The organism is Salinicola sp. CR57, from assembly GCF_003206585.1.
Lineage (GTDB): Bacteria > Pseudomonadota > Gammaproteobacteria > Pseudomonadales > Halomonadaceae > Salinicola > Salinicola lusitanus.
Window position 1 is genome coordinate 72,744 of record NZ_PZJL01000004.1, and the last position, 25,264, is coordinate 98,007.

A 25,264-nucleotide genomic window follows, 5' to 3' on the forward strand; every position below is an offset into this window, starting at 1 on the left:
GCATGACGATCGATCTCAGGCCTGGGCCTTGCGAGCTTCTTTGACCAGCTCGGCGACGCGATCGGAGACCTGCGCACCCTGGGACTGCCAGTGGGTGACACGGTCCAGATCGACACGCAGGCGCTCTTCCTGGCCGCGAGCGACCGGATTGAAGAAGCCGACGCGCTCGATGAAGCGTCCATCGCGGGAAACGCGAGAATCGCTGACGGTCAGGTGATAGAAGGGACGCTTCTTGGCGCCACCACGTGCCAGACGAATGGTTACCATTGCGTTGATAATCCTTCGGTTAAGTTAATCGTTACGCCACGAAATCGAGTCTTCTCGGACACTCGCCCGAGACGAAGACGCAGCATTCTACGGAAAACACCGTGTATTGGAAACCTTTTGTTGCGGGTGGGCGAGTCAGCGCCGGGGGAAACCGCCGCCACCCATGCCCCCCATCCCGCCGGGGCCTCCGGGACTGCCAGGTCCTCCGCCCCCCATCATGCCGGACATGCCGCGCATCATCTTCTGCATGCCGCCCTTCTGGCCGGCTTTCTTCATCATCTTCTGCATCTGCTTGTGCTGCTTGAGCAGACGATTGAGATCGGGCACCTGCAGCCCCGCCCCCATGGCGATACGCCGCTTGCGCGAACCGTTGATGATCTCGGGCTTGCGGCGCTCCTGGGGCGTCATCGAGTTGATCAGCGACTCGAGCTTGCCGAACTCCTGCTCGGCGCCCTTGTTCTGGGCCATCTCCGCCATCTGACCCATGCCCGGCAGCTTGGACATCAGCCCACCCATGCCGCCCATCTTCTTGAGCTGCTGAAGCTGGTCACGGAAGTCCTCGAGATCGAATCCCTGCCCCTTCTTGACCTTCTTGGCCAGCCGCTCGGCCTTGCCCTTGTCGACGTTGCGCTCGGCCTCCTCGATCAGCGACAGCACGTCGCCCATGCCGAGAATGCGCGAGGCCACGCGATCGGGGTGGAACGGCTCGAGAGCGTCGACCTTCTCGCCCATCCCCATGAACTTGATCGGCTTGCCGGTGATATGACGCACCGACAGCGCCGCACCGCCGCGCGCATCGCCGTCGGCCTTGGTCAGGATGACCCCGGTCAGCGGTAGCGCGTCATGGAACGCCTTGGCAGTGTTGGCGGCATCCTGGCCGGTCATGGCGTCGACGACGAACAGTGTCTCCTGGGGCTGAATCGCCTGATTCAGGGCCTGGATCTCCGCCATCATCGCCTCGTCCACCGCCAGCCGGCCGGCGGTGTCGACGATCACCACGTCGTGGAACTGGATCTTGGCGTGCTTGATCGCCGCCTCGGCGATCGCCACCGGCTGCTGGGCGCTGGTCGACGGGAAGAAATCGACCTCCACTTCCCTGGCCAGCGTCTCGAGCTGATCGATGGCCGCCGGCCGGTAGACGTCGGCGGAGACCACCAGCACTTTCTTGTGCTCGCGCTCGCGCAGGTACTTGGCCAGCTTGGCGACGGAAGTGGTCTTGCCCGCGCCCTGCAGGCCGGCCATCAGCACGACGGCGGGGGTGCCCTTGAGCGTCAGCGCCTCGTTGGCCTGGCCCATGATCGACTCCAGCTCCTGCTGGACGATCTTGACGAACTGCTGGCCCGGCGAGAGGCTCTTGGAGACCTCCTGCCCGACCGCGCGTTCGCGCACCCGATCGACGAAGTCCTTGACCACCGGCAGTGCGACATCGGCTTCGAGCAGCGCCCGACGGACTTCGCGCAGCGTGTCCTTGATGTTGTCTTCGGTCAGACGCGCCTGGCCGGTAATCGACTTGAGCGTCTGCGACAGGCGATTGGAGAGACTTTCGAACATGAAACGCTCCGGGCAGCGATGCCTGGCATCACCGAGGCTCGAACTCGAGCTCGCGACGCCACTGGAAAGGAATGTGGCCAGCATTATACGCATGGATGCGGCCAGGCTCCATGCAGTGCGGCGCCACGAGTCGATGGCTGGGCGAGTTGGCGGTGATTGGGTATAGTGGCGGCGAAACGCGATGGCCTATCATTCAGGATCCGTTGCCGCTTGTACGGCCGCGCTGAAGCGGCAACCGCTCCCGGCGCATCCGCATCTCGCACTCTTTTCATCGTCACGGCGGCTGCTCGAAGACCGCCCACGAGGCCAAAACACCGATGCCGGCGCTTCCTTTCGCCCTTGTCGCCATTACCTGTTATCTCGCCGCCGGGCTATGGCAGAGTCTGAGCCTTGCCCGACGGGTCGCCGAACGCCCGAGCTGGGTACGCAGCGCCGGGTTGATCGCGCTGGGCTGCCACACCTTCATCGTCGCCCTGGCCATCATCGGCCCGCACGGCCTGCATCTGGGACTGACCCAGAGTGCCGCGCTGGTGGGCTGGCTGGTCGTGGCGCTGCTGCTGGCCGCCAGCCTGTTCAAGCCCGTACTCAACGCCGGCGTCTGCGTTTTCCCGCTGGCCGCCATCACCATCGTCGGCGTGGTCGGCATGCCCAGCCGAATGATCGAGTCCGGGGTCTCTCCCGGCCTCTATTTCCATATCCTCAGCTCGATCGCCGCGTTCTCCTTCCTGGCCATTGCCGCGGTCCAGGCCGCACTGCTCGGTTTTCAGCACCACGCCCTGAAGCGCCGCCAGACCAGCGGCATCGTCCAGGTACTGCCGCCGCTGACCCGCATGGAGCAACTGCTGTTCGAGCTGATCTGGTGCGGCATGCTGCTGCTGACGGTCGCCATCGTCAGCGGGTTCGTGTTCGTCGACAACCTGTTCGCCCAGCACCTGGCCCACAAGACCATCCTGTCGCTGCTGGCGTGGCTGATATTCGCCGGCCTGCTGGCGGGGCATCATCTTCTCGGCTGGCGCGGGCCCAAGGCGGTGCGCTGGACGCTGGCCGGTGCCGCGATGCTGGTACTGGCGTTCTTCGGCACCAAGTTCGTGCTCGAATACATCTTCCATTACAACGCCTGAGCACTTGCCCGGCCGGAAACTCCGTCGCGCGGTCATCGGCCGCGTTGACAGGCTCCGGTTAACGCCCTACAACAACCTGACAACTCCATGAGGAATTCTCCGCCTTGAGCGACGACATACCCTTGGGCCTCATGCTGGGCCTGCTGTTTGTTCTGGTCTGCCTGTCAGCATTCTTCTCCAGTTCGGAAACCGGCATGATGTCGATCAATCGCTATCGATTGAATCATCAGGCCAACGCCGGTTCTCGCTCCGCCAGCCGCGTCGTCGAGCTGCTCAAGCGCCCCGACCGCCTGCTGGGCGTGATCCTCATCGGCAACAATCTGGTCAACAACCTCGCCGCCTCCATTGCCACCATCGTCGCCATCCATTTCTTCGGCGACGTCTCCGGGCCGGCCATCGCCACGCTGGTGCTGACCATCGTCGTGCTGATCTTCGGCGAAGTCACGCCCAAGACCTACGCCGCCGTCAAACCGGACCGCATCGCGCTGCCCGCCTCGTTGATCCTGGCGCCGCTGCTGCGGCTGCTCTACCCGGTGGTGTGGCTGGTCAACGCCATCTCCAACGGCCTGCTGCGGCTCATCGGCGTCCGCCACCTGGACGCCGGCGCCGACAACCTGACCCGCGACGAACTGCGCAGCGTGGTGCACGAAGCCGGCTCGCTCATTCCCAGCCGCCACCAGGCGATGCTGCTGTCGATCCTCGATCTCGAGAACGTCACCGTCAACGACATCATGGTGCCCCGTCACGAAATCGTCGGCCTCGACCTGGACGACGATCTGGAAACCCTGCTCGCCCAGATCCGCCAGAGCCAGCACACCCGGCTGCCGATCTTCAAGGGCGACATCAACAACATCATCGGCATTCTGCATCTGCGTAACGCCTCGCGCTTTCTCTCCAAGCCGGATCTCAACAAGGCCGCCATCGTCCAGGAAGCCCGGGAACCGTACTTCATTCCGGAGTCGACGCCCCTGCACACGCAACTGCTCAATTTCCAGCAGCAGAAGCGCCGCATCGGCGTCGTGGTGGACGAGTATGGTGATGTCGAGGGGCTGGCCACGCTGGAGGACATCCTGGAGGAGATCGTCGGCGAGTTCACCACCGACGTCGCCGGCACCTACAAGGACATTCACCCGCAGACGGATGGCGGCTATATCATCGAGGGCACGGCCAACATCCGCGAGGTCAACAAGGCGCTCGGCTGGCAGCTGCCGACGGATGGCCCCAAGACCCTCAACGGGCTGATTCTGGAGGAACTGGAGTCCTTCCCAGATGCCCAGGCCTGCCTGCAGATCGGCGCGACCCGCCTGGAAATCCTCGAGATCGGGGACAACCTGATCACCTCGGTGCGCTGCTGGCAACAGGGCGTGCGGCGCCGCAGCGGCGAATGAGCCGACAAGGGCGCGGACAGGATGCTGACCGCGACCGTCGAAGGGCTGGAGTTGGTACGGAAAATCGGCGAGCGAAGGCCAGACCGGGGCGCGTAGCCAAGGCAAAAATCGGCAAAGACGGACCGGGCTGGCGCTTCAGCCGATTTCGACGCCGTATTGCCGAGCGCAGCCAGGTTTCGCACAGAGCCTAGATCGGACCACCCAGCTTCCGGGACAAGCTCTGATCGGCCGCCCGCTTGAGGCCTCGAACCCGCCGTTCCAGGGTTCGCCTCGGCGAGTAGCCGGCGGGAATCGGCTCGCCGAAGACCAGCAGCACCCGCGCTCTCAGCCGGCGCGGCCATTTGGTCAGCGCCTTGCCATCCTTGTTGGATGTCCACGACCCCCACAGTCCCGACAGCGCCGCCGGCACCACCGGCACCGGATCCCGCGCCAGCACCAGGTCCAGGCCCCGCCGGAAAGCGTGCACATCGCCGTCCGGCGTCAACCGCCCTTCGGGAAAGATCATCACCACCTCGCCATTGCGCAACGCCCGACTGACTTCTTCCAGCGCGCGACGAACGCCGCCGGGATCGCGGCGGTCGGAGTCGACCGGAATGGCACCCGCGATCCGGAAGAACCAGTGAACCCAGGGGTTTTCGTAGATCGGCCGATCCATCATGAATCGCAACGGACGGGGGCAGGCGCCACCGAGCACCAGCGCATCCATGAAGCTGACATGGTTGCAGACCACCAGCGCAGGCCCGGTGGCGGGTACATGCTGTCGGCCACGGCACCGGAGCCGGTACAGCATTTGAACCAGGGCGAAAATCAGCAGCCTCAGCGCGGGCCGGGGGTTTCGCATCAGCAGCGCCACGCCCACCAGCAGGGCCGACCAGCCCAGGCAGGCGAACAGCGTGAAGAGCGACAGCTCCATCACGCTCAGCACCACGATCCCGAACACGGCGGAGAGGATCATGAACAGCGCGTTGAGAATGTTGTTGGCGGCGATCATGCGGGCCCGACGCTCCTCGCGACTGGCCAGTTGCATCAGGGTATAGAGCGGTACGCTATAGAGGCCGCCGCCGAGCCCCACCAGCGCCAGCAGCGTGCTCATGCGCCAGAAGTCAGTCATCGCCAGTAGCTCGACCAGGGTCAGGCGTTCCGCAGCGAAACTCGACTGCGCAGCCAGCTCGAGCCCGGAGACACCGATGACCAGCGCGCCGATGGGCACCAAACCGAGTTCCAGCCGCCCCGCCGACAACCGCGAACAGAGCAGCGCCCCCAGGCCCACGCCAATCGCGAAGGCGCCGAGCAGGAAGCTGACGGCACCTTCGCTGCCGTGCACCACGTCTTTCACCCATGCAGGCAACTGGGTCAGGTAACAGGCGCCCAGAAACCAGAAGAAGCTGATGCCGATCAGTGCCGGACGAACCTTCTTCTCGGCAAGACCGTCACGCAGCACTCCCCAGGTACCGGAGAGCGGGCGCCATGGCACGCGCCCGGTCACGCTCGGAGGCGCCGCCGGGATTCTCAGGCTGACGACGACACCGATCACGGCGATCACCACCAGGCTGGTCGCAATGGCCGCCCTTCCCAGCGCGCCTTCCAGCGAAGCCAGCACGCCGGCCGCCAGGGTCCCCAGCAGAATCGACACGAAAGTGCCCAGGTTGACCCAGGCATTGCCCTTGACCAGCTCGGTGGCGGCCAGGTGCTGCGGCAGGATGGCGTACTTGACCGGACCGAACAGCGCCGACTGCGTTCCCATCATGAACAACAATGCCAGCAGCAGGCCGAACAGCTCGAACCAGACCGCTGCCGCGGCCGCGATCATCGTGGCCAGCTCCAGCAGCTTGAGCCGGCGGACGAGCCTCTGCTTGTCGAGATGATCGGCGAGGGTGCCGCCCCAGGCGGAAAACAGGAAGAATGGCAGGATGAAGAGTCCCGCTGCCAGGTTGTTCAGCAACCCCGTGTCCCATCCGTAGCGGGGTACGGCGACGAAGGTCAGCAGCAGCAGCAGGACATTCTTGAAAAGGTTGTCGTTGAAGGCACCCAGGGCCTGGGTCCAGAAGAACGGCGCAAAGCGGCGCTGGGCCAGCAACCCCGAATTCACGAGTCTTCCGACAGGTAGCGCAGGCCATTCAGCGTCATCGACAACAGCTGATCGAGCAGTTCGCCCACTTCCATCGGCTGCCCCTGCCAGTAACCGAGGCGGTCATTGAGCCCCAACTGGACCAGGCCATGCACGCTGCCCCAGAGCGTTCTTGCCATGCGCCGGGCAGCGGCATCGTCGAGTGCCGGCTGGTGAGCCTTGAGTGCGCTCTCGACGCGCAGGAACAGCGCATCGATGATATGACTCTGGCGCTCGTCGAGCTCCCCCTCGTCCGCCAACGGATACTCGAACAGCATCTGCCAGCGATGAGGCTCATGCTGGGCGAACTGCCAGTAGGCCGTCGCCAGAGCCTTGAGCTGCGGCTCCGGATCGGCGTCCTCGAGCCAGGATACCGCCGCCCCCATCCTGTCGAGCGTCTCGATGTTGACGTACTGCAGCAGGTTGCTGAAGCTGCCGTAGAGCTTGAGCAGCGTGCTCGGTGCGCAACCCACATCGCGAGCCAGTGAGCGCAGCGACAGCGTGTGCACGGGATTTTCTCGCAGCCAGGCATCGCAGGCCGCCATGACCTGTGCATGGAGCGCCTCGGGGGCGTGCTGTCGCGGTCGAGCCATGAAATTCCTCGCTCGGAATGATGTCGAATCGCTGCCGATGATTCGGAAGCCGGAAAATATTGTTGTCGACTTAAAATCGAACAGCGTTTCCCAGCATATCGCCATACCGCGTAAACGCAAGCGCCGAGCGGATTAACGTGACGATTTTGTAAGGGTTTTACGCCACGGACACCTGGGCGAAAAGATCGCCTCCCTCTTTCCTTCCCGGGTGAATAACGCCTTGGCCCGGCGCCAGCGGTGGCATAGGCTGTTGCCCTCGCCATCCGATCGTTCAAGAGGAGACACCATGGCTGGTCGGCTGCATGTCGACGACTGGACTCGTCATCCGGCAAGTCCCGCTTTTCGCGGTATCGACCCGCCAGTCTTCGGCCCCAACCTGGCGCCGCGCCGCTGGCTGTCGATTCTGCGCCAGGAGGCGGGGACCACCGTGCTGCGCGACGCGTTCTGGGGGCTCACTCCCACATGGCTGAAAGTGCTGGATCAGGCGCCTCACTGCGCCCGTGCCGAATCGCTCGACGAGCGACCGATGTTCCGCGAAGCCCTGGCCGAGCGCCGGTGCCTGCTCCCGGTGACCGGCATTTATGTCTGGCAGAGCGGGCTGCGAGGCAAACAGCCCTTCCTGGTGACCCATGTCGACCGGTCGCCACTGCTGCTGGCCGGCATCTGGAGCCGCCATGCGCCGGACGCCGGCACGGCACGCGACTCCTTCGCCCTGATCACGGTCCCCACCACGGAAGTCATCGCCCCCATGAGCGATCGCCTGCCCATGGTCATCGACCCCCGACAGACCGAGACCTGGCTCTCGCCGGGTACGTCGCCAGCGTCGATCCGCGGGCTCATCGGTCCGGCCGACAAGGAACTGTTGGGCGCGTTCCCGGTATCAAAACAGGTGAACGACCCCGCGCATCAGGAGTGGGCCTGCGGCTATCCCATCGGCCCCATGCGCGTCTGGACCTCATGAACGCCTCGCCGCGGCAGGTATCGGTCCATCACTTCAAGGCCCCGGTTTGCACTTCATCCCCCTGGTCATCAGCGAGAGAGTTCGTATGCAGGAACCCCATCTCCACTTCACGCGCCATCACTCGGCGTCCACCGGCATCACGTCGCCGCAACGTATCCTGCGGGGCACCTGGCACCTGGCCGGCTGCCTGGCGATGGCACTGGTACTGGGATTGCTGGCAAGTCCCGGTACGGCGACCGCCGCTCCCGATCCCGAACCGGCCGACCATGCCGCGCTCGTTCAGGGTCCTATCATCCAGAGCCCGAATGACCATCGCCAGTATCGCGCCATCACCCTGGACAACGGCCTGCAGGCCGTACTGATCAGCGATCCCGAGGCCGACAAGGCCGCGGCGGCCATGGACGTCTCGGTGGGCAGCAACAATGACCCGGCCGACATGCCCGGGCTGGCGCACTTCCTCGAACACATGCTGTTCCTGGGCACCGAAGGCTACCCGGATCCGGACGGCTACCAGCGCTTCATCTCCCAGAACGGGGGTTCCCACAACGCCTTCACCGCCGACCAGGACACCAACTTCTACTTCGACGTGGATCCGGGCGCCTTTCCCGAAGCACTCGATCGCTTCTCGCAGTTCTTCATCTCCCCGCAGTTCAACCCCGACTATGTCGATCGCGAACGCCACGCGGTGAATTCCGAATACCAGGCCAGGCGCGACGATGACGCCCGCCGCATCAACGAGGCGCTGGGCAAGGCGCTCAACCCCGAGCATCCGCTGAATCATTTCTCGGTCGGCAGTCTGGAGACGCTCAACAGCGACCACAGGCCACTGCGCCAGGCGCTGCTCGATTTCTACCAGCGCCATTACGACGCCAATGTCATGCATCTGACCGTGCTCTCCCCCGAGCCGCTGGATGCCATGGAGAAGCAGGTCCGCCAACGTTTCGCCGCGATACCCGATCGCGGCCTGCAAAAGCCGGTGGTCGATCAGCCGTTGGCGAGGGCCGGTGACCTGCCGGCGTCGATTCGCATCCAGAGCAACGAGGCGCGTCGCCAGCTGGAATTCCTCTTCCCCATCGACGACCCCACCCTCGAATACGCCGACAAGCCGGACGACTATCTCGCCAACCTGCTCGGACACGAGGGTGAGGGCAGCCTTCTGGCAGCCCTGCGCAAGGCGGGGTGGGCCGACGGCTTGTCCGCCGGTACCCGCGCGGGTGACGGCCGTCACGCGCTGTTCGACGTCTCGATCAGCCTGACCCCGGAGGGCGAACGCCATCTCGACGAGATCCAGGCCAGCCTGTTCGATCAGATCCAGCGCATCCGCGACCACGGCGTCGAGGCATGGCGCTACCGGGAACAGGCCAAGCTGGCAGAGCAGAGCTTCCGCTTCCAGCAGCGCAGCGAGCCGATCGATACCGTCAGAGGCATGGCGATGAGCCTGGCCCACTACCCGCTTCAGGACGTGCAGTACGCGCCCTACCGCATGGACCAATTCGACCCGGAAGCCATCGACGACATCCTCGGACGCCTGACACCCGACAACCTGCTGCGAGTCTACAGCGGCCCGGACGTGACGGGTGACGAGACCACCCGCTACTTCTCGACGCCCTATACCCTGACGCGACGCGATGACTGGCCCGCAGGCGCTTCCCTCGACGGCCTGGGGCTGCCAGACGCCAATCCGTACATCGCCGAGGATCTGAGCGTTCACCCGTTCGAGAGCGCCGAGCCCGCCCGCCTGGTCGACTCACCCAGCGTCGAGATCTGGCATCAGGCCGACAGCGACTTCGGTGCACCGCGAGTCGAATGGCGCTTCAGCCTGCAGAATCCGGATGCGTCCCGGGACGCCCGGCACGCGGTGCTGACCCGGCTGCTCGCCGGTTGGCTGAACGACGGCCTCAACGAGCGTTTCTACCCGGCATCACTGGCCGGACAGGAGTTCGCCGCCTACGCCCACGGTCGCGGTATCACGCTGGCCTTCTCCGGCTGGCGCGATCATCAGGACCGCCTGATGAGGACCGTTGTCGAGCAGTTGCGCCAGGGCGAGATCACCGACGCCAGTGTCGAGCGGGTCAAGCAGGGCTTGAAGCGCAACTGGGAAAACGCCCCCCAGGACGCGCTCTACCAGCAACTGCAGCGCACGCTGGGCGAGGCCCTGATGCGCCCGCAGATCAGCACCACGAACATGCTGGCAGCGATCGACGGCATCGATGCCCAGGACGTGCGCGACTACCGCCAGCAGTTTCTCGACAGGCTCTACCTCCAGGCCATGGCGGTGGGCAACCTCGATGCCCCTCTCGCCAAGCGTGAGGGGCTGCTGGTTGCCAATGCGCTGGCGCCCGAACTCCGCGCCAGTGCCATCCCGCCGTTGACAGTGCTCGACGTTCCCGCGAACGCCCCGGTACTGCACCCGTCAACGGCTCGCGGCGACTCGGCGGTGCTGCGCTACCTGCAAGGCCCCGACCTCTCGCTGCAAGACCAGGCCAGCCTGGCCGTGATCGGACAACTGATCGGACCGCCCTTCTTCGCCAAGCTGCGCACCGACGAGCAGCTCGGCTACATCGTCAGCGCCGGTTACGCGCCGTTCATGAACGCGCCGGGCCTGATGATGCTAGTTCAGTCCCCCAGCGTCTCCAGCACGACGATCGACCAGCGGATGGATGCCTTCCTCGCCGCTTTCGATCAGCGCATCGCCGCACTGGGTGACGACGATCTGGCGCCCTATCGCCAGGCCGTGCGTCAGCAACTGCTGCAGCGTGACCCGTCGCTCTCGGCACGAGCCGACCGTCTGTGGCAGACGCTGGCCTATCCGCAGGCCGACTTCGACCGGCGCCAGCGACTGGCCGCCACGGTCGACGAGTTGACCTCAGCGGATATCCGCAGCGCCTGGCAGACACTGCGCCGCAGCCCGGTGCTCGATGTCACCGCAGATCCCGGTGACCAGCCCAGCGACGTGGATGCGTTGACCAAAGGTTTCGTCCCGCTGTCGCGCTGAGCGGCGTCTCAGCGAGCGGCACCCGGGCAGGATTCGACCCGCTCGAGAACGTCCATCCACGCAAAACCCCAGCCATCTGGCTGGGGTTTCGTCGTTACGCAGGCTTGGCCCGGTCAGTGATGGGAGAGCGCTCAGGGTTAGTACGAGAAGTCGTCGAGCGCGGGCCGTTTTCCTACAAGGCCTAGAAACGTATCGTCAGATTGGCATCGACACTCTGATCCCGGGTGTCGCTGGCCAGTCTGCCCGTGTAGCCCACCCCTACCGAGGTTGCCGGCGAGAGCGCCATGTCGATCCCGGTGGCGAGCGTGATCGCATCCTCGCCCACCGGTATGCCATCGACCGCAAAGGACTCTCCGCCGCGGAAGGCCTGCTCTGCCGTTGGCGTGCGCTGGCCAAAAGCGTGCTGCCACCCTGCCGCCGCCTGCCAGACGGCGCTGGCGCCGCCGATCTCGAATGGCGTCGTCGTGCGTAGCCCGAGGGTCGAGTAGGTCACATCCGCGTGTCCATCCTCGCCATCCAGGCCTGCCGCGCCGCTCTCCCGATAGCCGTCGCTGTGGAGATCGACATAGGCGAGCCCGGCGTAGGGTTCCAGCCAAGTCCGATCCGCCGTCAGGGCGATACCGACCTCACCGAAGAGCTGTGCGGTGCGAGCCTCGTAGGAAGCCTTGGCCGTCCCAGCGTCCGCAACGTCGATCGCGCGTCGCGTGTCGATATCGTGCCAGGCGTGCGCGGCGCCCAGGCGCAGTCCCACCGGCCCGAAGGATCGACCGGCGTAGGCGGCCAGGGTGTAGCTGTCGATCTCGGAGGAGGAATCGCGCCGGTCGACATCGTAATCCGAGCGACCATAGCCACCGGCCACACCGAGCTGCCACGCCGTCTCTTGGCTGGCGCCGACCACCCTGTCGATACCCACGAGAAGCCCGCGTGTCGAGCGCTCCAGCCCGGCAGCATTGCCATCGCCGTCACTCTCGCCCCAGCCGCCGAACCCTTGCAGCCACACCCCCGGGCGCTGATCGGGCAGTTTACCCATGTCGCCCGTGGTGATGAGGGGAGACGCCTCACCGGCATGCCACAGGCGCTCGAACACGGCCTCGCGCACGAACCGGCTCTCCTCGATCAGCCCGGAACGCGTGCTGGCATGAATCTCGCCGGACAGCGCGTCGTAATCGTGGCGAAGGGTCGCGATATCGGTGGTAGCGATAACCGCGTCATAGATATCGTTGCCCGCGCCCAGGCTCTCGATCCCGGCCGCGCTCGCCCGCTGATTGTCGGTCGCGGCAAGATCGGCGAAGCGGGTGTCGTTGCGAGCGACGTCGAGCACCACGGCATTGGCCTGGTAATCCAGGTCGAGATCGAAGAACGGCGAGTAGGGCTCGGGCGCGTCGTAGGCGCCGGTGAGGCCCCCCGCCGCGCTGATCAGGGTATAGCGGGAAGGCGCATAAGCGGCATCCGACAGCGGCGTCACCGCAAGCTCGCCAGCCAGCGACGCCGTGCCGGAAACACGGATTCGGTCACCGCGCCCGGCCCCCTCGATCTCCGCCCGATAGGAGGAACCTGCCGTCTGCCGGTAGTCGCCGACCACGTTCAACTGGCCGACGGAGTTGCCGGGCGAGATCGTGCCCTTCACCGTCACGCTCCCCAGAGTGCCGTTGCCTCCGAGCAGGCCGTCGGCCTCGACCGCAAGCGGGCCATCCAGGGTACCGTCGAGATCGAGGCGACTGCCGCCGGTGATGTCGATCCCATCCGCGTAGCGCTGCGTGCCGGTGAGCCGCCAGTCACCCTTGACCGAGAGCAGTTCGACATTGTCACCACCGGCAAACACACCTTCCCCGTCGAGCAGGATGCTATCGACGCCATCACCACCCTCGATGCGACCGTCGAACGTCGCCCCACTCTGGACGACCAGGGTGTCGTCGCCGCCCCCCAGATCCAGCGCCAGGCCGTTACCCCCTGCGATCCGCCCCGAGTTGACGACGGTATCGTCATAGTCGCCAACCAGCGAAATACCGTAGCCGTCGATACCCTCGATGGTGCCGCGGTTGATGATCGTGGTCTCGCCGTAGGCACCACCGCTGCTGCCATCGTCGATCAGAATGCCGTTGTCGGCGCCGCGGATCAGCGCACTCTCGCTGGCATTGACGATGGTGCCGCCGCCCATGGCGATCCCTTCGCTCTGATTGGGGGTATCACCCGGCTTCTGGCCCTTGGCGCCGGTTCCCCGAATCGTGCCGCGGTTGGTGATATGACCGATAAAGTCGATATCCACGCCGTCGCCATCGCCCAGCTCGGAGTCGCTATCGATGTCACCGCTGATCAAGCCCGCGTTGACGACCGTCCCGTTGCCGTCGGAGCCGACACCCGAGCCGTTGCGCCCCCGGATCGTCGCACCCGCCGCATTGTAGACGGTCACGTCCACATCGGTGGTGATGCCGTGGCGCGCACCGGATATCGTGCCGCCGGCGAGGTTGTTGATCGTCGCGGCATGTTCTTGCAGATCGACCCCGTCGTTGGAGGCATCGGGCTCGCTGCTGTTGGCGACGATGCTACCGGCGTTGTTGACCGTCGCCCCTGCTCCGGGGCGTAGGGCATCGGCGTCTTCGGCGCGGATTTCGCCGCCTGCGTAGTTGTTGATCGTGACGCTGGCCTGACCGGCTTCGATGTGATCGAAATCGATCGCCTGACCACCATCGTCGCCGGTCCCGGAGGAGAGAATCAGGCCGTAGTTGTCGACCGTGACGACCGCATCGCCTCGCGAGCCGCCATCGCTGTCGATCCGCACGGCGTCGTCGGTGGATTCGATGATCCCGGTACGTTCGTTGCGCAGATGAAACTCGGAGAGATTGGCGACATCGCCGACGTGGATCCCGCGATTGGCGGAGGCGGTCGATAGGATCCGACCGGCATTATCGATGGTGATCTTGCCGGCGCCTGGGCGAATCGCATCGTTGTCGTCGGCCTCGATCACACTGCTTTCAGCATTGGTGATCGTGACGACAGCCGTCGGTGATTCGATCGAGGCGAAATCCAGGACCTGACCGCCGGCCGAACGCAGCGTGCCGGCGTTATCGACGATGATCTCGCCATTGCTTAAGTCAGCATTGACCCTGAAGACGTCGTTACCGGTGTCGATGATCGCGCCAGCGGCGTTGTATAGCGTCAGGGAGCGCTCGCTGTCATCCCCATCGGTGTCGATGCCCCGTTTCCGGCTGAGAATCGAGCCGGCATTGTCGATGGTCACGCCGGCAGCGGGCGATGCCCCGGTCCATTCGATCGCCGTGTCCCTATCAGTGTCGAGCACGGCCCCAGCCTGGATGTTCACCCTATCCGTGCCGGTCACACTGCGAGGTGCCACTTCGGTATGACCGCTGGCGATGGTGTAGACGTCGGCCATGCTCGCCCCGGACACCAGTGCCGAAAGCGTCGCCGCCGACAACGACACCGCCCTCAGCGCCGCGCCGCGACGCCGTTTGATCTCGATCCCCATGAAATTCCCCTGATCCAGACTTATTGGTTGTGATCAAGGGAATGCAGGCTAGGCAGAGAGTGTGACAGCGCGATGACGCGCGCCGGTCGCACGCCGAATGCCAGGCATGGAAGGTCTCAGTAAGCGTCGAAGGCTTGCTCCGGCATGATCGATTCGACGTACATCACCAGCTCTTCGAGCACCTGGCGCTCGCGATCCACCAGCGGGGTCTGGTTAAGCCGTTCGATCTCGCGGGCGAACTCCTTGAGGGTGAAGGCGCCGCTCTGCGGGTCGTTCATGCGCGACCAGCGGAACGCATCCCACTGCGCCTTCTCCTCGCTCTCCAGCGTCTCGGGATAGCTGCGCGCGCGCATGCGGAACAGCATCTCTTCCAGGCGCGGATCCTGAAAGGCGAAGCCGGTCTGCCCCAGCTCATCCGGCGGCGTGGCGTGGACCCGCTCCATCGCCTGGCGGTCATGCGGCGAAAAGAAGCCGCCGGAATAGAGCATCAGATCGGGGTCCTGCGGTGGATCGGCGGGAGACTCGGCGAAGGCCATCGCCGCCTTGCGGGAGGATTCCGGATTCTGCACCAGCGCCTGCCAGTGGCGCTCGCACAGCGGCCGGTCGAGCCCCAGCCGCCTGGTCACGGTCTCGTCGGCCGTGGCGATCGGCAACAGCACCGGGCTACGGTTGAGGTGAACCACCTTCAATGGAATCCGCGTTTCGCCTTCGGCCAGCTCGCTATCGCTGACGAAGATGCGCGCACGAATCTCCTCGGGCGTCAGCGAGAACAGCGGTGCCGGATCGACCGCGAGGTCATAGACGATGATCCCGTTGGGATTCGAAGGGTGCGCTGCCAGCGGCACCACCAGCGCACTGCAGCCGCGGCTGGCGGGATAGCGCCGCGAGACGTGAAGCATCGGCTTGCGCGCCTCGACATCGAGCAGTCCGGCCACCCGGCGCTTCTGCCGCAACGACAGCAGGTAGTCGAAGAACTTGGGGTTCTGCGCCCGCAGCAGTCGCGCCATGCCGATGGTGGCCCGCACGTCCGCCAAGGCGTCGTGGGCTCCGACGTGCTCGATGTTGTTAGCAGCGGTCAGATGCTCGAGCTTGAAGCTGGGTGCGCCATCCTCGCGCTTGGGCCACTCGATGCCCTCAGGGCGCACGGCATAGAACGCGCGCACCGCGTCGATCAGATCCCAGCGCGAGTTGCCGTTCTGCCACTCCCGGGCATAGGGGTCGAGGAGGTTGCGGTAGAACAGATGACGACTCACCTCGTCGTCGAAACGCAAGCTGTTGTAACCCAGCGAGCAGGTGCCGGGCACGCTCATCTCGGCCTGGATGCGGGCGGCGAACTCCACTTCGGGAAGGCCGCGACGCATGGCGGCCTGGGGGGTAATGCCGGTGATCAGGCAAGCCTGGGGCGTGGGCAGGTCATCGTCGGCCGGACGCGCGTAGAGCGTCAGCGGCTCGCCGATTTCGTTGAACTCGGCATCGGTGCGAATCGCCGCGAACTGCGAAGCCCGATGCCGACGAGGATCGGCGCCGAAGGTCTCGTAGTCGTGCCAAAGGAAGGTGGGTTCTGCCTGAGGCTGGGCTTTACTGTTACGGACCGCTCCGCTGTTGGCCATTCCGCTCTCCGGCTGCGCAAAAGGCCAAGCCTAGCACAGCCGGTGGTGCGACTCATGCACCGCCACTCGGCGGCTAATGCATCGCCGGACCTAGCCTTTGACGGTCTCGCCCTCGTTGGGCAGCGTGACGTTGAGTTCGAGCACCGAGCAGTCGTTGTCGCTGTCGAGACTGATATTGATGGCGTCCTGGTCGACCTTGACGTAACGCCGGATCACCTCGAGCAGCTCCTGCTCGAGCATCGGCATGTAATCGGGCTGTCCCCGATGCCCACGCTGGTGCGCAACGATGATCTGCAGCCGCTCCTTGGCGACGGATGCGGATTTCTTGCGTTCGCCCTTGAGAAAATCGAGTAGCCTCACCGGCGGCCTCCTCCTCCGAACATGCGTGCGATCAGCCCGCGTTTCTGCACCGACTGGAAACGAAGCGGCACGTCTTCACCCATCAGGCGGGATACGGTATCGGCATATGCCTGACCGGCGTCGCTCTTGTCGTCGTGGATGACCGGCACCCCCTGGTTGGAGGCACGCAGCACCGCTTCCGACTCTGGGATCAGGCCGACCAGATCGATCGCCAGGATCTCGCGGATGTCTTCCAGGTTGAGCATGTCGCCGTCATCGACACGGTTGGGATTGTAGCGCGTGACCAGCAAGTGCTCCTTGATCGGGTCCCGGTTCTGCTCGGCACGACGCGACTTGGAGGAGAGCAGCCCGAGAATGCGATCGGAGTCGCGTACCGAGGAGACTTCCGGGTTGGTCACCACCACCGCTTCGTCGGCGAAGTAGAGCGCCAGCTGGGCGCCCCGCTCGATGCCAGCGGGCGAGTCGCAGATGATGTAATCGAACTCCTCGGAGAGGTCCATCAGCACCTTCTCGACGCCCTCGAGCGTCAGCGCATCCTTGTCTCGCGTCTGGGAGGCGGGAAGAATATGCAGGTTCTCCGAGCGCTTGTCGCGAATCATGGCCTGCTTGAGTCCGGCCTCGCCCTGGATGACGTTGACCAGGTCGTAAACGACACGACGCTCGCAGCCCATGATCAGGTCCAGATTTCTCAGACCGACGTCGAAGTCGATGACCACGGTCTTGTTGCCGCGCAGGGCCAGGCCCGTGGCAATGGCTGCCGCGCTGGTCGTTTTACCGACGCCACCTTTACCGGATGTTACAACGATGATCTTGGCCAAGATGAACTTCCTGTTGCCCGATAACTATTGATCGTTCCCGCGCCAATCAGGTCAGCGCCGAGATCCTTAACTGGTCTTCCTTGAGCTGCACCTGCACCGAGCACCCCAGCATCTTTGGATCGATATCCTCGAGGCGCTTGTAGGTACCCGCCACGGAGAGCAGTTCGGCATGCAGATCATGGCAGAAGATACCGGCTTCGCGATCACCGTGGATACCGGCCAGGGCCCGCCCCCGCAATGACCCGTAGACATGCACGCTGCCCGCGGCCAGCACCTCGGCGCCGGGATTGACGGCGCCGATCACGACCAGATCGCCTTCCGAGGCGGAAATCTGCTGACCGGAACGCACCGTCCCGCGATGGATGCGCCCTCCCGCCTGCACGGTCGCCTCCGGCGGCGGCACTGGCAGTTCCGCCTCGGCCTCGGCTTCCACGGGTCGGGTATCGACGGCTCGCGGGCGGCTCTCCTGCGGCGGAAACCAGCCCAGCCCCAGCGCCCAAGCCGACTGCTTGATCGGATCGGAACCACCACGCACCGCTACCGGCAGCAGCTTGTGTGCGCGGCACACGGCGCAGATTCGCTCGAGAGCGAGATGGGGTTCGTCGAGCTGCTCGACGCCCAACACCACTGGAGTATGCTGGAAAAAGGCCGGTGCCTGACTGACCTTGCCGGCCAGTTGCGCGCGAATGCGCTCCGGATCGCCGCTGGCCAGTTCCATGACTGTCATCGGCAGCATGCCGCCTTTGAATGTAAAGGCAGTGTCTGCCCGATCCCTGTTGAGACTCATGACCGAACTCCGCAGCGGGGGAAATGGCGTTTACAGGCCCTAAGCTAAGCGAGGGCGGACGCCGCTGCAACCGATCATAAGGCCCCTCAGACCTTTTGTCAGGTGTCGCCACCCACCGACGCCACCGGCGAAACGGGCTTTTACCACCGGCCGTCAGATGGTTAGATAGATAGTTGCCGTCGATTCCGCGAAATTGCGTGATCGACCTCTGCCAGCCCGTCGTTTTTCAGGATGCCACACCGGCCATGCCAGGACTTTTTCAACGCCTGTTCTCTCCCCGTTGGCGACACAAGGATCCCGCCGTCCGAGCCCAAGCCGCGTCGCAGCTGAGCCCGGATGAGCTCGATACACTCCGCCGGCTCGCGCTGGACGAATCGGCCCACGTCCGCCAGGCGGCGCTGGCCCGGGTGCAGGATCTCGATCCGCTGTTCCAGTGGCACAGCCAGTCGCCCAGCGAGGAGTCTTTCCAGCGCCTCGTCGATCTTCTTGGCGGCCGGGTCTCGCCCAGCCCGGACCTCAACACCCGCCTGGCGACGGTCGAAGCGCTGCAGGATCTCGCGCTGGTCGATGCGCTGATCAGCCATGGTGACAACCTGACCCTGCGCTTGTCCGCCCTGGCCCGTATCGACGACGAGGACCGTCTGATTCACCACGCCTGTGAAAACGGCATCACGGCGGTGCGTCACGCCGCGGCGGAACGCGTCACCTCCCCCGAGGGACTGGCGCTATTGATCAAACAGGCTCGTCGAGACAAGCAGGTCGCCCGCCTGGCCCGCGAGCGGCTGGCGAGTCTGCGCGCCGATGCCGAGCAGCAGAGCCGGGAAGAGGCCGAGCGCGAAAAATTGCTAGAGACGTTGGAAGCCCAAGCCCACCGTCCCTGGGAGCCGATGTTCGAGGCGCGCCTGAAACACTGGATCAAGGGCTGGGAGACGCTGACGGGCAACGCCGACGACACCCAGCGTGCGAGGTTCGACGCCGCCGTGACACGCTGCCGCCAGCGAGTCGCCGAACACGAGCATCAGCACCGCGAGATCGAACGCGTCAAGCGCGAGAAGTCCGAGGCGCAGACGACCCGCGAAGGCATTCTCGATGCCCTCGACCAGGCATTGAAGATTGCCCTGGAGGCAGAACGTCTGACTCCCGAGGTGCTGCAAGCCTTGCAGGGTAAATGGCATCTGCAGGAGGAGCGCTGGCAGAGCATCTCGGACCACTACGGCGTCAGCGAGGCGTTCCAGCAACGCTATCTGGCCCTCGATCACCGCGCGCAGTCGATCTGGCAGGCCTGGGAGCGACTTCAAGCCGAAGCGCCCGCCCTACGCGCGTGCCTGAAGGGTGAACAACCGCTATCGCCGGTCCTCGACCGGTTGGCGTGGCCTGACGAACTGCCGCCGACCGAACTGGTGCTCGACGCCCAGCGCCAGGCGGCAGCCGACCAGCGCGGCGCGGACGCGGAGAACGCCGCCAAGGATGAAAGCCGCTGGCCGGATGAGGAAGTCGAGGCCCAACTCGAGGCGCTGACGCAGGAACTCGATCAGGGTCGTTATCGGCCGGCCTCGCAGTTGCATCGCCATATCCGCCAGTATCTGGAAACCAGCGACCAGAGACTGACGCCAGCTCATGACCAGCGATACAAGCAGCAGACCGCCCGTCTTGCCGAGTTGAGGGACTGGCGGGGATTTGCCGCGGCGCCGAAGCGCGAGGCCCTGCTGGCCGCCATAGAAGCGCTGGCCGAGGCGCGGGAGCGCTCCGATGGGGAGCGCCATCGCCACCATCAGCAACTGATTCGGGAATGGCGCCAACTCGGCGACGCCGCCGCGACCCGCGAACTGGCCCAGCGCTTCCGCGCCGCCTCCGAAGCCCTCCACGATCAACTGGCGAACTGGGAAGCCGAGCTCGAATCGCGAGAACAGGATAACCTCGCCGCCCGGGAGGCCCTGTGCGAGCAGCTGGAGGCCTTGCTGGCCAACCCTTCTGCCGATGCCGACCCGGATGGATTGCGCAAGGTCCGCGATGCCGCCCAGGAGCAGTGGGACCATCACTGGCCGGTGCCGCGGCGCCAGGCCGCCTCGACCGGCCGCCGCTACGCGCGCCTGCGCCGCCAGTTGCAGTCGCTGATCGACGAACGCGCCGGCGATGTCGCCGGACACAAGCGTGACCTGGTCGAGCAGGCTAGGCGGCTGGCGGAAGATTCGACCCCGGCCAGCCAGCGCGCCGAGCAGGCCAAGTCGCTGCAACAGCGCTGGCGGGAGCTTGGCCGCGCCCCCAAGGGCATCGAGCAGACGCTGTGGCGCCAGTTCCGGAGCCATTGCGACGACATTTTCGCGGCCCGCGACGCCGCCCGCGGCGAGCAGCAGTCGCGTCAGCAGCAACGCTTCGACGATATGCAGGCGCTGATCGACCGCGTGGACGCCTGGCAGCCGAATTCCGCTGGAGAGCGTGACGTACTGGATGCGGCCCTGGCGGAAGCGCAACGGCTGGCACCGCTGCCCCGAAGCCGGCGCAGCGAGGGTATGGAAAAGCGCTGGCAGGGCATCGTCCATGCCCGCGAGATCACGCTGGACCGTCTTGCACTGGTGGAAGAAGCGAAGCAGTGGCCGGACTACCGCCACTGGATGCGCCAATCGCTCCAGGACGAACTCGACACCCGCCAGCTCGCCGGGGACCTGCGCCAGGCCATCGAGAGCCGGAACGAGCTGCAGTCACCGGCCCAGGCCGAGGAGACCCTGCAACGCTGCCTGGTGCAATTGGCGCTGCTGGCGGGGGATGCCATCCCCGAAGCCCTTGAGCCACTGCGCCTCGAGGTGCAGGTCGCGCGTCTCAACGATGCCCTCGGCCGCCCGCCGACGCCCCCCGAGGAACTCCGGCAGACCCTGCTGCGCCTGATGGCGACGGCGCCGCTGACGATGGAGATCTGGGAGCGCTATGAGCCGGCTTTCGATGGGGTGATGGCGCATCTGGGACAAAATGGTCGCCATCATGATGCAAAGGCCATTGACAGCGTCTAATCCATACGTATAATACGCCACACATTGATGCGGGGTGGAGCAGTCTGGTAGCTCGTCGGGCTCATAACCCGAAGGTCATCGGTTCAAATCCGGTCCCCGCTACCAAATTATTTAACCGGTGCCTTCCCCAGGCGCCGGTTTTTTTTGCCTCGACTTTCACCCTATCCAACGCCTGACAACGCCGAACACTCTTTCGTCAGGCCTGCTCACCGAACGACACCCCTCCCACGATCATGGGATGTCCTGATCGACGCTCTCCTCTCCCGAACTCCCCGTCGGCTGGGCCATGCCGACACGACCGATACCGGGCAGTTTCAACGCCGGCGACTGACCGTCGAATCCGACCGTCAGCCCCAGCACGTTGAGTTCGAAGCCCTCGTCCCGGGCCAGCATCAGCCCGAACAGCCCGCCCAGTGAGAACTGATAGCCAGTGTGTGTGGGTGTCTGCGCCAATATCCGGCCCGGCAGATAGTCCTTGCCGATGGCGTTGGGCGGAAAGTCCACGGAGAGTTCCGGGACCTGTCTCACGACCCAGGCGATGAACGTATTGCTGTTGGGGCCCGGCCAGATCCGATAGCGATCGGATTCCGGATAGGCGGGCACGACCTCCTCGATCCGGTCGATCGCTCGCGCCGCCCTCTCGCCCCGAAGTTCGGCGAGCAGTGTCGGCGGGTTGCCGTACCAGTGGCGATCCGGCGGCGCATAGCCGGACTCCACCGTGGGCCGGCGCCAGCTCATCACCTGATAGACGCGATAGCGCTCGGCACCCTCGGCCTTGGTCGCGATCCAGGTGTGCACGCCGAAGGCGCCCCGCCATTCGAAGGCGCGCGCCGCGTAGACCTGGACCACCGCTTCGCTGACCTCGGCCGGATCGGGAGCCAATCCACTGGACGAACGATCGGCATCGTGCCAGTTGGCATGCACCGGCACCTGTTGGGAGGCGAGCATGTAGGCCGGCCCCGCCAGCAGGGCCACGATCAGGACGATCAATACCGTCACGCTTGCCAGAACGCGCTTGAGTGGACGGGGAAGAGGCATCGAGGAGGCAGGTTCCGAAGCTTAAGTCGATCGCTGGGGTTGAATCGATACGGGACAACCCGCATAACAGTCACCAATCTCGAATCGAACATCAAGGGTTTTTCGCATGGCTATCGTCGATCCTCGCACCGGGCAGCCGCTGACCGGCCCGGAAGAAAGCAGTCACAATGGCGCCGGCAGCAGTGTCGCCCCGGAAGACGTCATCGTCGACGTCACGCTGGAGAACTTCCAGCAGGTCGTGCTCGAAGGTTCGATGCAACATCCGGTGCTGCTGCAGAGCTGGGCGTCCTGGTGCGAACCCTGCAAGAACCTCAAGCCGGTGCTCGAGAAGCTGGCCCAGGAGTACGCCGGGGCGTTCGTGCTGGCCCGGCTCGACATCGAAGCGTTCCCGCAGATCGCCTCGCAGTTGGGCGTGCGCTCGGTGCCGGACGTCAAGCTCATCTCCCAGGGCCAGCTTTACGACCAGTTCCAGGGAGCGCTACCGGAAAAGCAGGTACGCGAATGGCTGGGAAAATATCTGGAAGCGCCCGCAGAGGCATCTCAGAGCCCGGAAGAGATGGCAGAGGCAGCGCTGGCCTCCGGCGACAACGAGACCGCCCAGGCCATTTATCGAGAACTGATTCAGCAGTACCCGGAGCATTACGACTACCAGATCGATCTGGCCGGCGCGCTGGTGGCCGCGGGTCAGGTCGACGATGCCAAGCGCACTCTGGACGAGCTGCCGCCGGAACACCGTGATGCCGCCAAGGCCCGCGGCGTGCGCGCCCGCATCGAATTTGGCGAGGAAGCCTTGAGCCAGGCCGAGATCGACGCTCTCGGGGAGCGCGACGACAGTGAAGCGCGCTATCAACGCGCGATGCGCCGGATCGCCGACGGTGACTATGAAGCCGGCCTCGAGGCACTGTTGGCGGTCATGAAGAGCGACCGCGCCTACGGCGAAGACGCCGCCCGCAGGACGCTGCTGCGCGTCTTCGATGCGTTGGGTGCGAATCACCCGCTGACGGTCGCCTATCGCCGTCGCCTGTTCGCCATGCTCTATTGATCGACGCTGGCAACGGATGGCAGAACGCCCGGCGCCGAGGTCATCGGCGCCGGGCGTTTTGCTGCCCGTACCCGGGGAAAACTAGTCGGCCAGCAGACGGTCCAGGCGCAGCAGCGCCTCCTCCAGCCAGCTTCGCGGCATGCCGAAGTTGAGCCTGACAAATCCGGGCCAGCCGAAAGCCGCCCCATCGGAAAGGGCGACACGGGCCTCCTTGAGCAGCCGCTGCTGCGGGGCGTCGGCCAATGCACTCCGGCGTAGATCCAGCCACGCCAGATAAGTCGCCTGCGGCGTCGACATCGTGACCCCCGGCCAGCGCGAAACGTGCGCTTCGACCATTGCCAGGTTCCCGCGCAACTCAGCGAGAAGCGCCTGGCGCCACGCTTCGCAATCCGCATAGGCCGCCAGCGATGCGCTGAGCCCCAGCACGTTGACGCTGGGCAGGAGACCGGCCGCAGCGGTCTGAAACCGATGGCGCAGCGCATCGTCACTGATGATTGCGCAGGCCGAGGACAAGCCCGCGATATTGAATGTCTTCGACGGCGCCCAGAACGTAATCAACCGCGATGCCAACGCCGGGCAGAGCTGTCCCAGCGGCCGGTGTGGCAATGAAGGATCGAGAATCAAATCGCAGTGCAGTTCGTCGGAGAGCACGATCAGGTCATGGCGCTCCGCCAGTTCGGCCAGGCCCTGAAGCTCGTCGGCACTCCAGACCCGGCCGGTCGGATTGTGCGGATGGCACCACAGCAGCACCCGCGTATTCGGCCTGATGGCGGCTTCGAGCGCTGCGAGATCGAGCCGCCACGGCTCGCCCGCGGCCGCCGGCTCCGCCAGCTCGAAGGTCTGTGCCTCGCGTCCGGTGTTTTTCGCCACGCTCAGGAAGGGCGGATAGATCGGTGTCGCCGTGAGCACGCCCTGCCCCGGCTCGCTGAAGGCCATGGCGGCCAGATTGAGTGCCGGTACCACGCCGGGCACCCAGTACTGCCACCCGGCTTCGATCGGCCAGTCGTAGTGATGCCGACTCCATTCGCAAAGGGTTTGCTTCAGCGCCGCGGAAACATCACCGTAGCCGAACACGCCGTGCTCGACGCGGGCCTCCAGCGCGGAGAGAATCGCCGGTGGCGAACGGAAGTCCATGTCCGCCACCCACAGCGGCAGCACGTCCTCCTCATACTGCTGCCACTTCTTGGTCGGATGCTGGCGGCGATCGATACGCGTGGCAAAATCGAAATTCACGATAGTGATCTCATCATCGAAATGAATGGATTGACGAACATGTGCGAGCGGCCTGACGAGACTTCTTCCCGACCGTTCTACGCTCGGGTCCTGGCCGGCAGTTCGAAACTGGTCGGCCACTGGCTGATGCTGGGCCAGGCGGACCCGGACCGCCTGGCCATGATTCTGGCCGATACCGCACGCATCGCCAAATTGGGCGAGCCCGAGTCGACGCCGGACGGCGACACGCTGACCCACTGGAGCGGTGACGCCACCCCGCCGCGCTGGGCGGCCAGAACGGCACTGTTCCTGCTGGTGCAGATGCCCGCCAAGCCGCTGCCCCGGGATCACGACGAAGCCTGCGCCTGGGCCTACTGCTGGCTGCACAATCGAGAGTTCGAGGCCTGCGAGACGGCGCATGCCAGCTTGCCGGAGCACTTGCGCGACTGCCTGGCGGCGCCGCTGGCCGAGGCCTGGCAGGACTATCGCGGCCTGCGGCTGATTTGATGCCGGTCAGCGACCGGCACCGCGCGGCGGCGACTTCGGTACGAAACCCGCGGGCTTGCTGCCCAGCCATTCCGCGAAGGCACGAATATCGGGATGCGACAGCAGCGCCTCGCGACTCGCATAATGGTCGGCGAGTTCGCGTTCGCTCAGCGTGCGGTGGAGATGGGAATGACACGGCCGACAGACCCACAGCACCGCCGCGCGCATCCGCTCGAGGCCATGACGCTTGCGATAGCGCGGCTTGCGGTGCAACGTTCGGGGTATGAGATGATGACGCGTCAGCGGCGCGGAACGTTGGCACAGCGCGCAGCGCTCGGTCATCCCGGCATCCATCACCATCGACAGGGAGTCTCCATAGCGTGGTCAGCTTAGAAACCTCCGCGGGCTTCTCGCAACCCGTCCCGGCAACAATGGCCGT

Annotated in this window: 19 protein-coding genes and 1 tRNA gene; 8 read left to right on the top strand and 12 right to left on the bottom strand. The window is 65.2% G+C overall.

The window, feature by feature from the left end; all coding sequences use genetic code 11:
• Positions 1 to 15 precede the first annotated feature (15 nt).
• Together rpsP and ffh are read right to left on the bottom strand one after the other, a co-directional pair.
• On the bottom strand, positions 16 to 267 hold the full coding sequence (rpsP, locus tag DOM56_RS05020) for a 30S ribosomal protein S16 (RefSeq protein ID WP_110597861.1): 252 nt from the start codon (positions 265 to 267) through the stop codon (positions 16 to 18).
• A 135-nt stretch (positions 268 to 402) separates the two neighbouring features.
• Positions 403 to 1,818 carry a signal recognition particle protein gene (ffh, locus tag DOM56_RS05025; protein WP_110708045.1) on the bottom strand — a complete coding sequence of 472 codons (1,416 nt, stop codon included), beginning with the start codon at positions 1,816 to 1,818 and terminating at the stop codon, positions 403 to 405.
• A 317-nt stretch (positions 1,819 to 2,135) separates the two neighbouring features.
• Here ffh and ccsA point away from each other — a divergent pair, with 317 nt between their 5' ends.
• Positions 2,136 to 2,939, top strand: a complete 804-nt coding sequence (ccsA, locus tag DOM56_RS05030; protein ID WP_110707810.1) for a cytochrome c biogenesis protein CcsA — start codon at positions 2,136 to 2,138, stop codon at positions 2,937 to 2,939.
• A 104-nt stretch (positions 2,940 to 3,043) separates the two neighbouring features.
• Positions 3,044 to 4,327 (top strand): HlyC/CorC family transporter, encoded by a 1,284-nt coding sequence (locus DOM56_RS05035; protein ID WP_110597864.1) that lies wholly within the window; start codon positions 3,044 to 3,046, stop codon positions 4,325 to 4,327.
• 187 nt (positions 4,328 to 4,514) lie between these two features.
• Here the strand turns inward: DOM56_RS05035 and DOM56_RS05040 are convergent, their stop codons facing one another.
• Both DOM56_RS05040 and DOM56_RS05045 read right to left on the bottom strand, forming a co-directional pair.
• On the bottom strand, positions 4,515 to 6,416 hold the full coding sequence (locus DOM56_RS05040) for an MFS transporter (RefSeq protein ID WP_232822182.1): 1,902 nt from the start codon (positions 6,414 to 6,416) through the stop codon (positions 4,515 to 4,517).
• A complete protein-coding gene (locus DOM56_RS05045) occupies positions 6,413 to 7,027 on the bottom strand; it encodes a TetR-like C-terminal domain-containing protein (protein WP_110597865.1) in 615 nt (204 codons plus the stop codon). The genes DOM56_RS05040 and DOM56_RS05045 overlap by 4 nt, the downstream gene beginning before the upstream one ends.
• Positions 7,028 to 7,313: 286 nt before the next feature.
• Here DOM56_RS05045 and DOM56_RS05050 point away from each other — a divergent pair, with 286 nt between their 5' ends.
• Together DOM56_RS05050 and DOM56_RS05055 are read left to right on the top strand one after the other, a co-directional pair.
• Positions 7,314 to 7,988, top strand: a complete 675-nt coding sequence (locus DOM56_RS05050) for an SOS response-associated peptidase (protein ID WP_110707811.1) — start codon at positions 7,314 to 7,316, stop codon at positions 7,986 to 7,988.
• A gap of 85 nt (positions 7,989 to 8,073) precedes the next feature.
• The gene (locus tag DOM56_RS05055; RefSeq protein ID WP_232822183.1) at positions 8,074 to 10,983 is read left to right on the top strand and encodes an insulinase family protein; all 2,910 of its coding nucleotides are present in this window, start codon (positions 8,074 to 8,076) and stop codon (positions 10,981 to 10,983) included.
• 181 nt (positions 10,984 to 11,164) lie between these two features.
• Here DOM56_RS05055 and DOM56_RS05060 read toward each other — a convergent pair whose 3' ends face one another.
• The 5 genes from DOM56_RS05060 to minC form a co-directional block, all read right to left on the bottom strand.
• Positions 11,165 to 14,467 (bottom strand): autotransporter domain-containing protein, encoded by a 3,303-nt coding sequence (locus tag DOM56_RS05060; protein WP_110707812.1) that lies wholly within the window; start codon positions 14,465 to 14,467, stop codon positions 11,165 to 11,167.
• 116 nt (positions 14,468 to 14,583) lie between these two features.
• The gene (sbcB, locus tag DOM56_RS05065; RefSeq protein ID WP_110707813.1) at positions 14,584 to 16,077 is read right to left on the bottom strand and encodes an exodeoxyribonuclease I; all 1,494 of its coding nucleotides are present in this window, start codon (positions 16,075 to 16,077) and stop codon (positions 14,584 to 14,586) included.
• Positions 16,078 to 16,167: 90 nt separating this feature from the next.
• Positions 16,168 to 16,437, bottom strand: coding sequence for a cell division topological specificity factor MinE (gene minE, locus DOM56_RS05070; protein WP_110597869.1), 270 nt, complete (start codon positions 16,435 to 16,437; stop codon positions 16,168 to 16,170).
• Complete coding sequence (gene minD, locus DOM56_RS05075; protein WP_110597870.1) at positions 16,434 to 17,255, bottom strand: septum site-determining protein MinD; 822 nt, start codon at positions 17,253 to 17,255, stop codon at positions 16,434 to 16,436. The genes minE and minD overlap by 4 nt, the downstream gene beginning before the upstream one ends.
• A gap of 46 nt (positions 17,256 to 17,301) precedes the next feature.
• A complete protein-coding gene (minC, locus tag DOM56_RS05080) occupies positions 17,302 to 18,042 on the bottom strand; it encodes a septum site-determining protein MinC (protein WP_110707814.1) in 741 nt (246 codons plus the stop codon).
• Between the two features lie 245 nt (positions 18,043 to 18,287).
• Here minC and DOM56_RS05085 point away from each other — a divergent pair, with 245 nt between their 5' ends.
• Together DOM56_RS05085 and DOM56_RS05090 are read left to right on the top strand one after the other, a co-directional pair.
• Positions 18,288 to 21,047, top strand: coding sequence for a DUF349 domain-containing protein (locus DOM56_RS05085; RefSeq protein ID WP_110707815.1), 2,760 nt, complete (start codon positions 18,288 to 18,290; stop codon positions 21,045 to 21,047).
• A gap of 28 nt (positions 21,048 to 21,075) precedes the next feature.
• Positions 21,076 to 21,152, top strand: a tRNA-Met gene (locus tag DOM56_RS05090).
• Positions 21,153 to 21,278: 126 nt separating this feature from the next.
• On the opposite strand, the gene DOM56_RS05095 is transcribed toward DOM56_RS05090, so the two are convergent.
• The gene (locus DOM56_RS05095; protein WP_110707816.1) at positions 21,279 to 22,085 is read right to left on the bottom strand and encodes a DUF3750 domain-containing protein; all 807 of its coding nucleotides are present in this window, start codon (positions 22,083 to 22,085) and stop codon (positions 21,279 to 21,281) included.
• 106 nt (positions 22,086 to 22,191) lie between these two features.
• Here DOM56_RS05095 and DOM56_RS05100 point away from each other — a divergent pair, with 106 nt between their 5' ends.
• On the top strand, positions 22,192 to 23,127 hold the full coding sequence (locus DOM56_RS05100; protein ID WP_110707817.1) for a tetratricopeptide repeat protein: 936 nt from the start codon (positions 22,192 to 22,194) through the stop codon (positions 23,125 to 23,127).
• An 81-nt stretch (positions 23,128 to 23,208) separates the two neighbouring features.
• Here the strand turns inward: DOM56_RS05100 and DOM56_RS05105 are convergent, their stop codons facing one another.
• Entirely contained in the window at positions 23,209 to 24,360 is a 1,152-nt protein-coding gene (locus DOM56_RS05105; RefSeq protein ID WP_110707818.1) for a PatB family C-S lyase, read from the bottom strand.
• A gap of 39 nt (positions 24,361 to 24,399) precedes the next feature.
• On the opposite strand from DOM56_RS05105, the gene DOM56_RS05110 reads away from it, so the two are divergent.
• On the top strand, positions 24,400 to 24,846 hold the full coding sequence (locus DOM56_RS05110; RefSeq protein WP_110707819.1) for a hypothetical protein: 447 nt from the start codon (positions 24,400 to 24,402) through the stop codon (positions 24,844 to 24,846).
• A gap of 6 nt (positions 24,847 to 24,852) precedes the next feature.
• On the opposite strand, the gene DOM56_RS05115 is transcribed toward DOM56_RS05110, so the two are convergent.
• Positions 24,853 to 25,185: a hypothetical protein gene (locus tag DOM56_RS05115; protein WP_110707820.1), complete on the bottom strand. Its 333-nt coding sequence runs from the start codon at positions 25,183 to 25,185 to the stop codon at positions 24,853 to 24,855.
• Between the last annotated feature and the right edge of the window lie 79 nt (positions 25,186 to 25,264).

Bases quoted from the DNA above. Each gene is read 5' to 3' on its own strand.
- DOM56_RS05115 (WP_110707820.1), bottom strand. From the start codon at position 25,185: ATGGTGATGGATGCCGGGATGACCGAGCGCTGCGCGCTGTGCCAACGT.
- DOM56_RS05085 (WP_110707815.1), top strand. From the start codon at position 18,288: ATGCCAGGACTTTTTCAACGCCTGTTCTCTCCCCGTTGGCGACACAAG.
- ccsA (WP_110707810.1), top strand. From the start codon at position 2,136: ATGCCGGCGCTTCCTTTCGCCCTTGTCGCCATTACCTGTTATCTCGCC.
- DOM56_RS05055 (WP_232822183.1), top strand. From the start codon at position 8,074: ATGCAGGAACCCCATCTCCACTTCACGCGCCATCACTCGGCGTCCACC.
- ffh (WP_110708045.1), bottom strand. From the start codon at position 1,818: ATGTTCGAAAGTCTCTCCAATCGCCTGTCGCAGACGCTCAAGTCGATT.
- rpsP (WP_110597861.1), bottom strand. From the start codon at position 267: ATGGTAACCATTCGTCTGGCACGTGGTGGCGCCAAGAAGCGTCCCTTC.
- DOM56_RS05045 (WP_110597865.1), bottom strand. From the start codon at position 7,027: ATGGCTCGACCGCGACAGCACGCCCCCGAGGCGCTCCATGCACAGGTC.
- DOM56_RS05095 (WP_110707816.1), bottom strand. From the start codon at position 22,085: ATGCCTCTTCCCCGTCCACTCAAGCGCGTTCTGGCAAGCGTGACGGTA.
- DOM56_RS05110 (WP_110707819.1), top strand. From the start codon at position 24,400: ATGTGCGAGCGGCCTGACGAGACTTCTTCCCGACCGTTCTACGCTCGG.
- sbcB (WP_110707813.1), bottom strand. From the start codon at position 16,077: ATGGCCAACAGCGGAGCGGTCCGTAACAGTAAAGCCCAGCCTCAGGCA.
- DOM56_RS05050 (WP_110707811.1), top strand. From the start codon at position 7,314: ATGGCTGGTCGGCTGCATGTCGACGACTGGACTCGTCATCCGGCAAGT.
- DOM56_RS05060 (WP_110707812.1), bottom strand. From the start codon at position 14,467: ATGGGGATCGAGATCAAACGGCGTCGCGGCGCGGCGCTGAGGGCGGTG.
- DOM56_RS05100 (WP_110707817.1), top strand. From the start codon at position 22,192: ATGGCTATCGTCGATCCTCGCACCGGGCAGCCGCTGACCGGCCCGGAA.
- minC (WP_110707814.1), bottom strand. From the start codon at position 18,042: ATGAGTCTCAACAGGGATCGGGCAGACACTGCCTTTACATTCAAAGGC.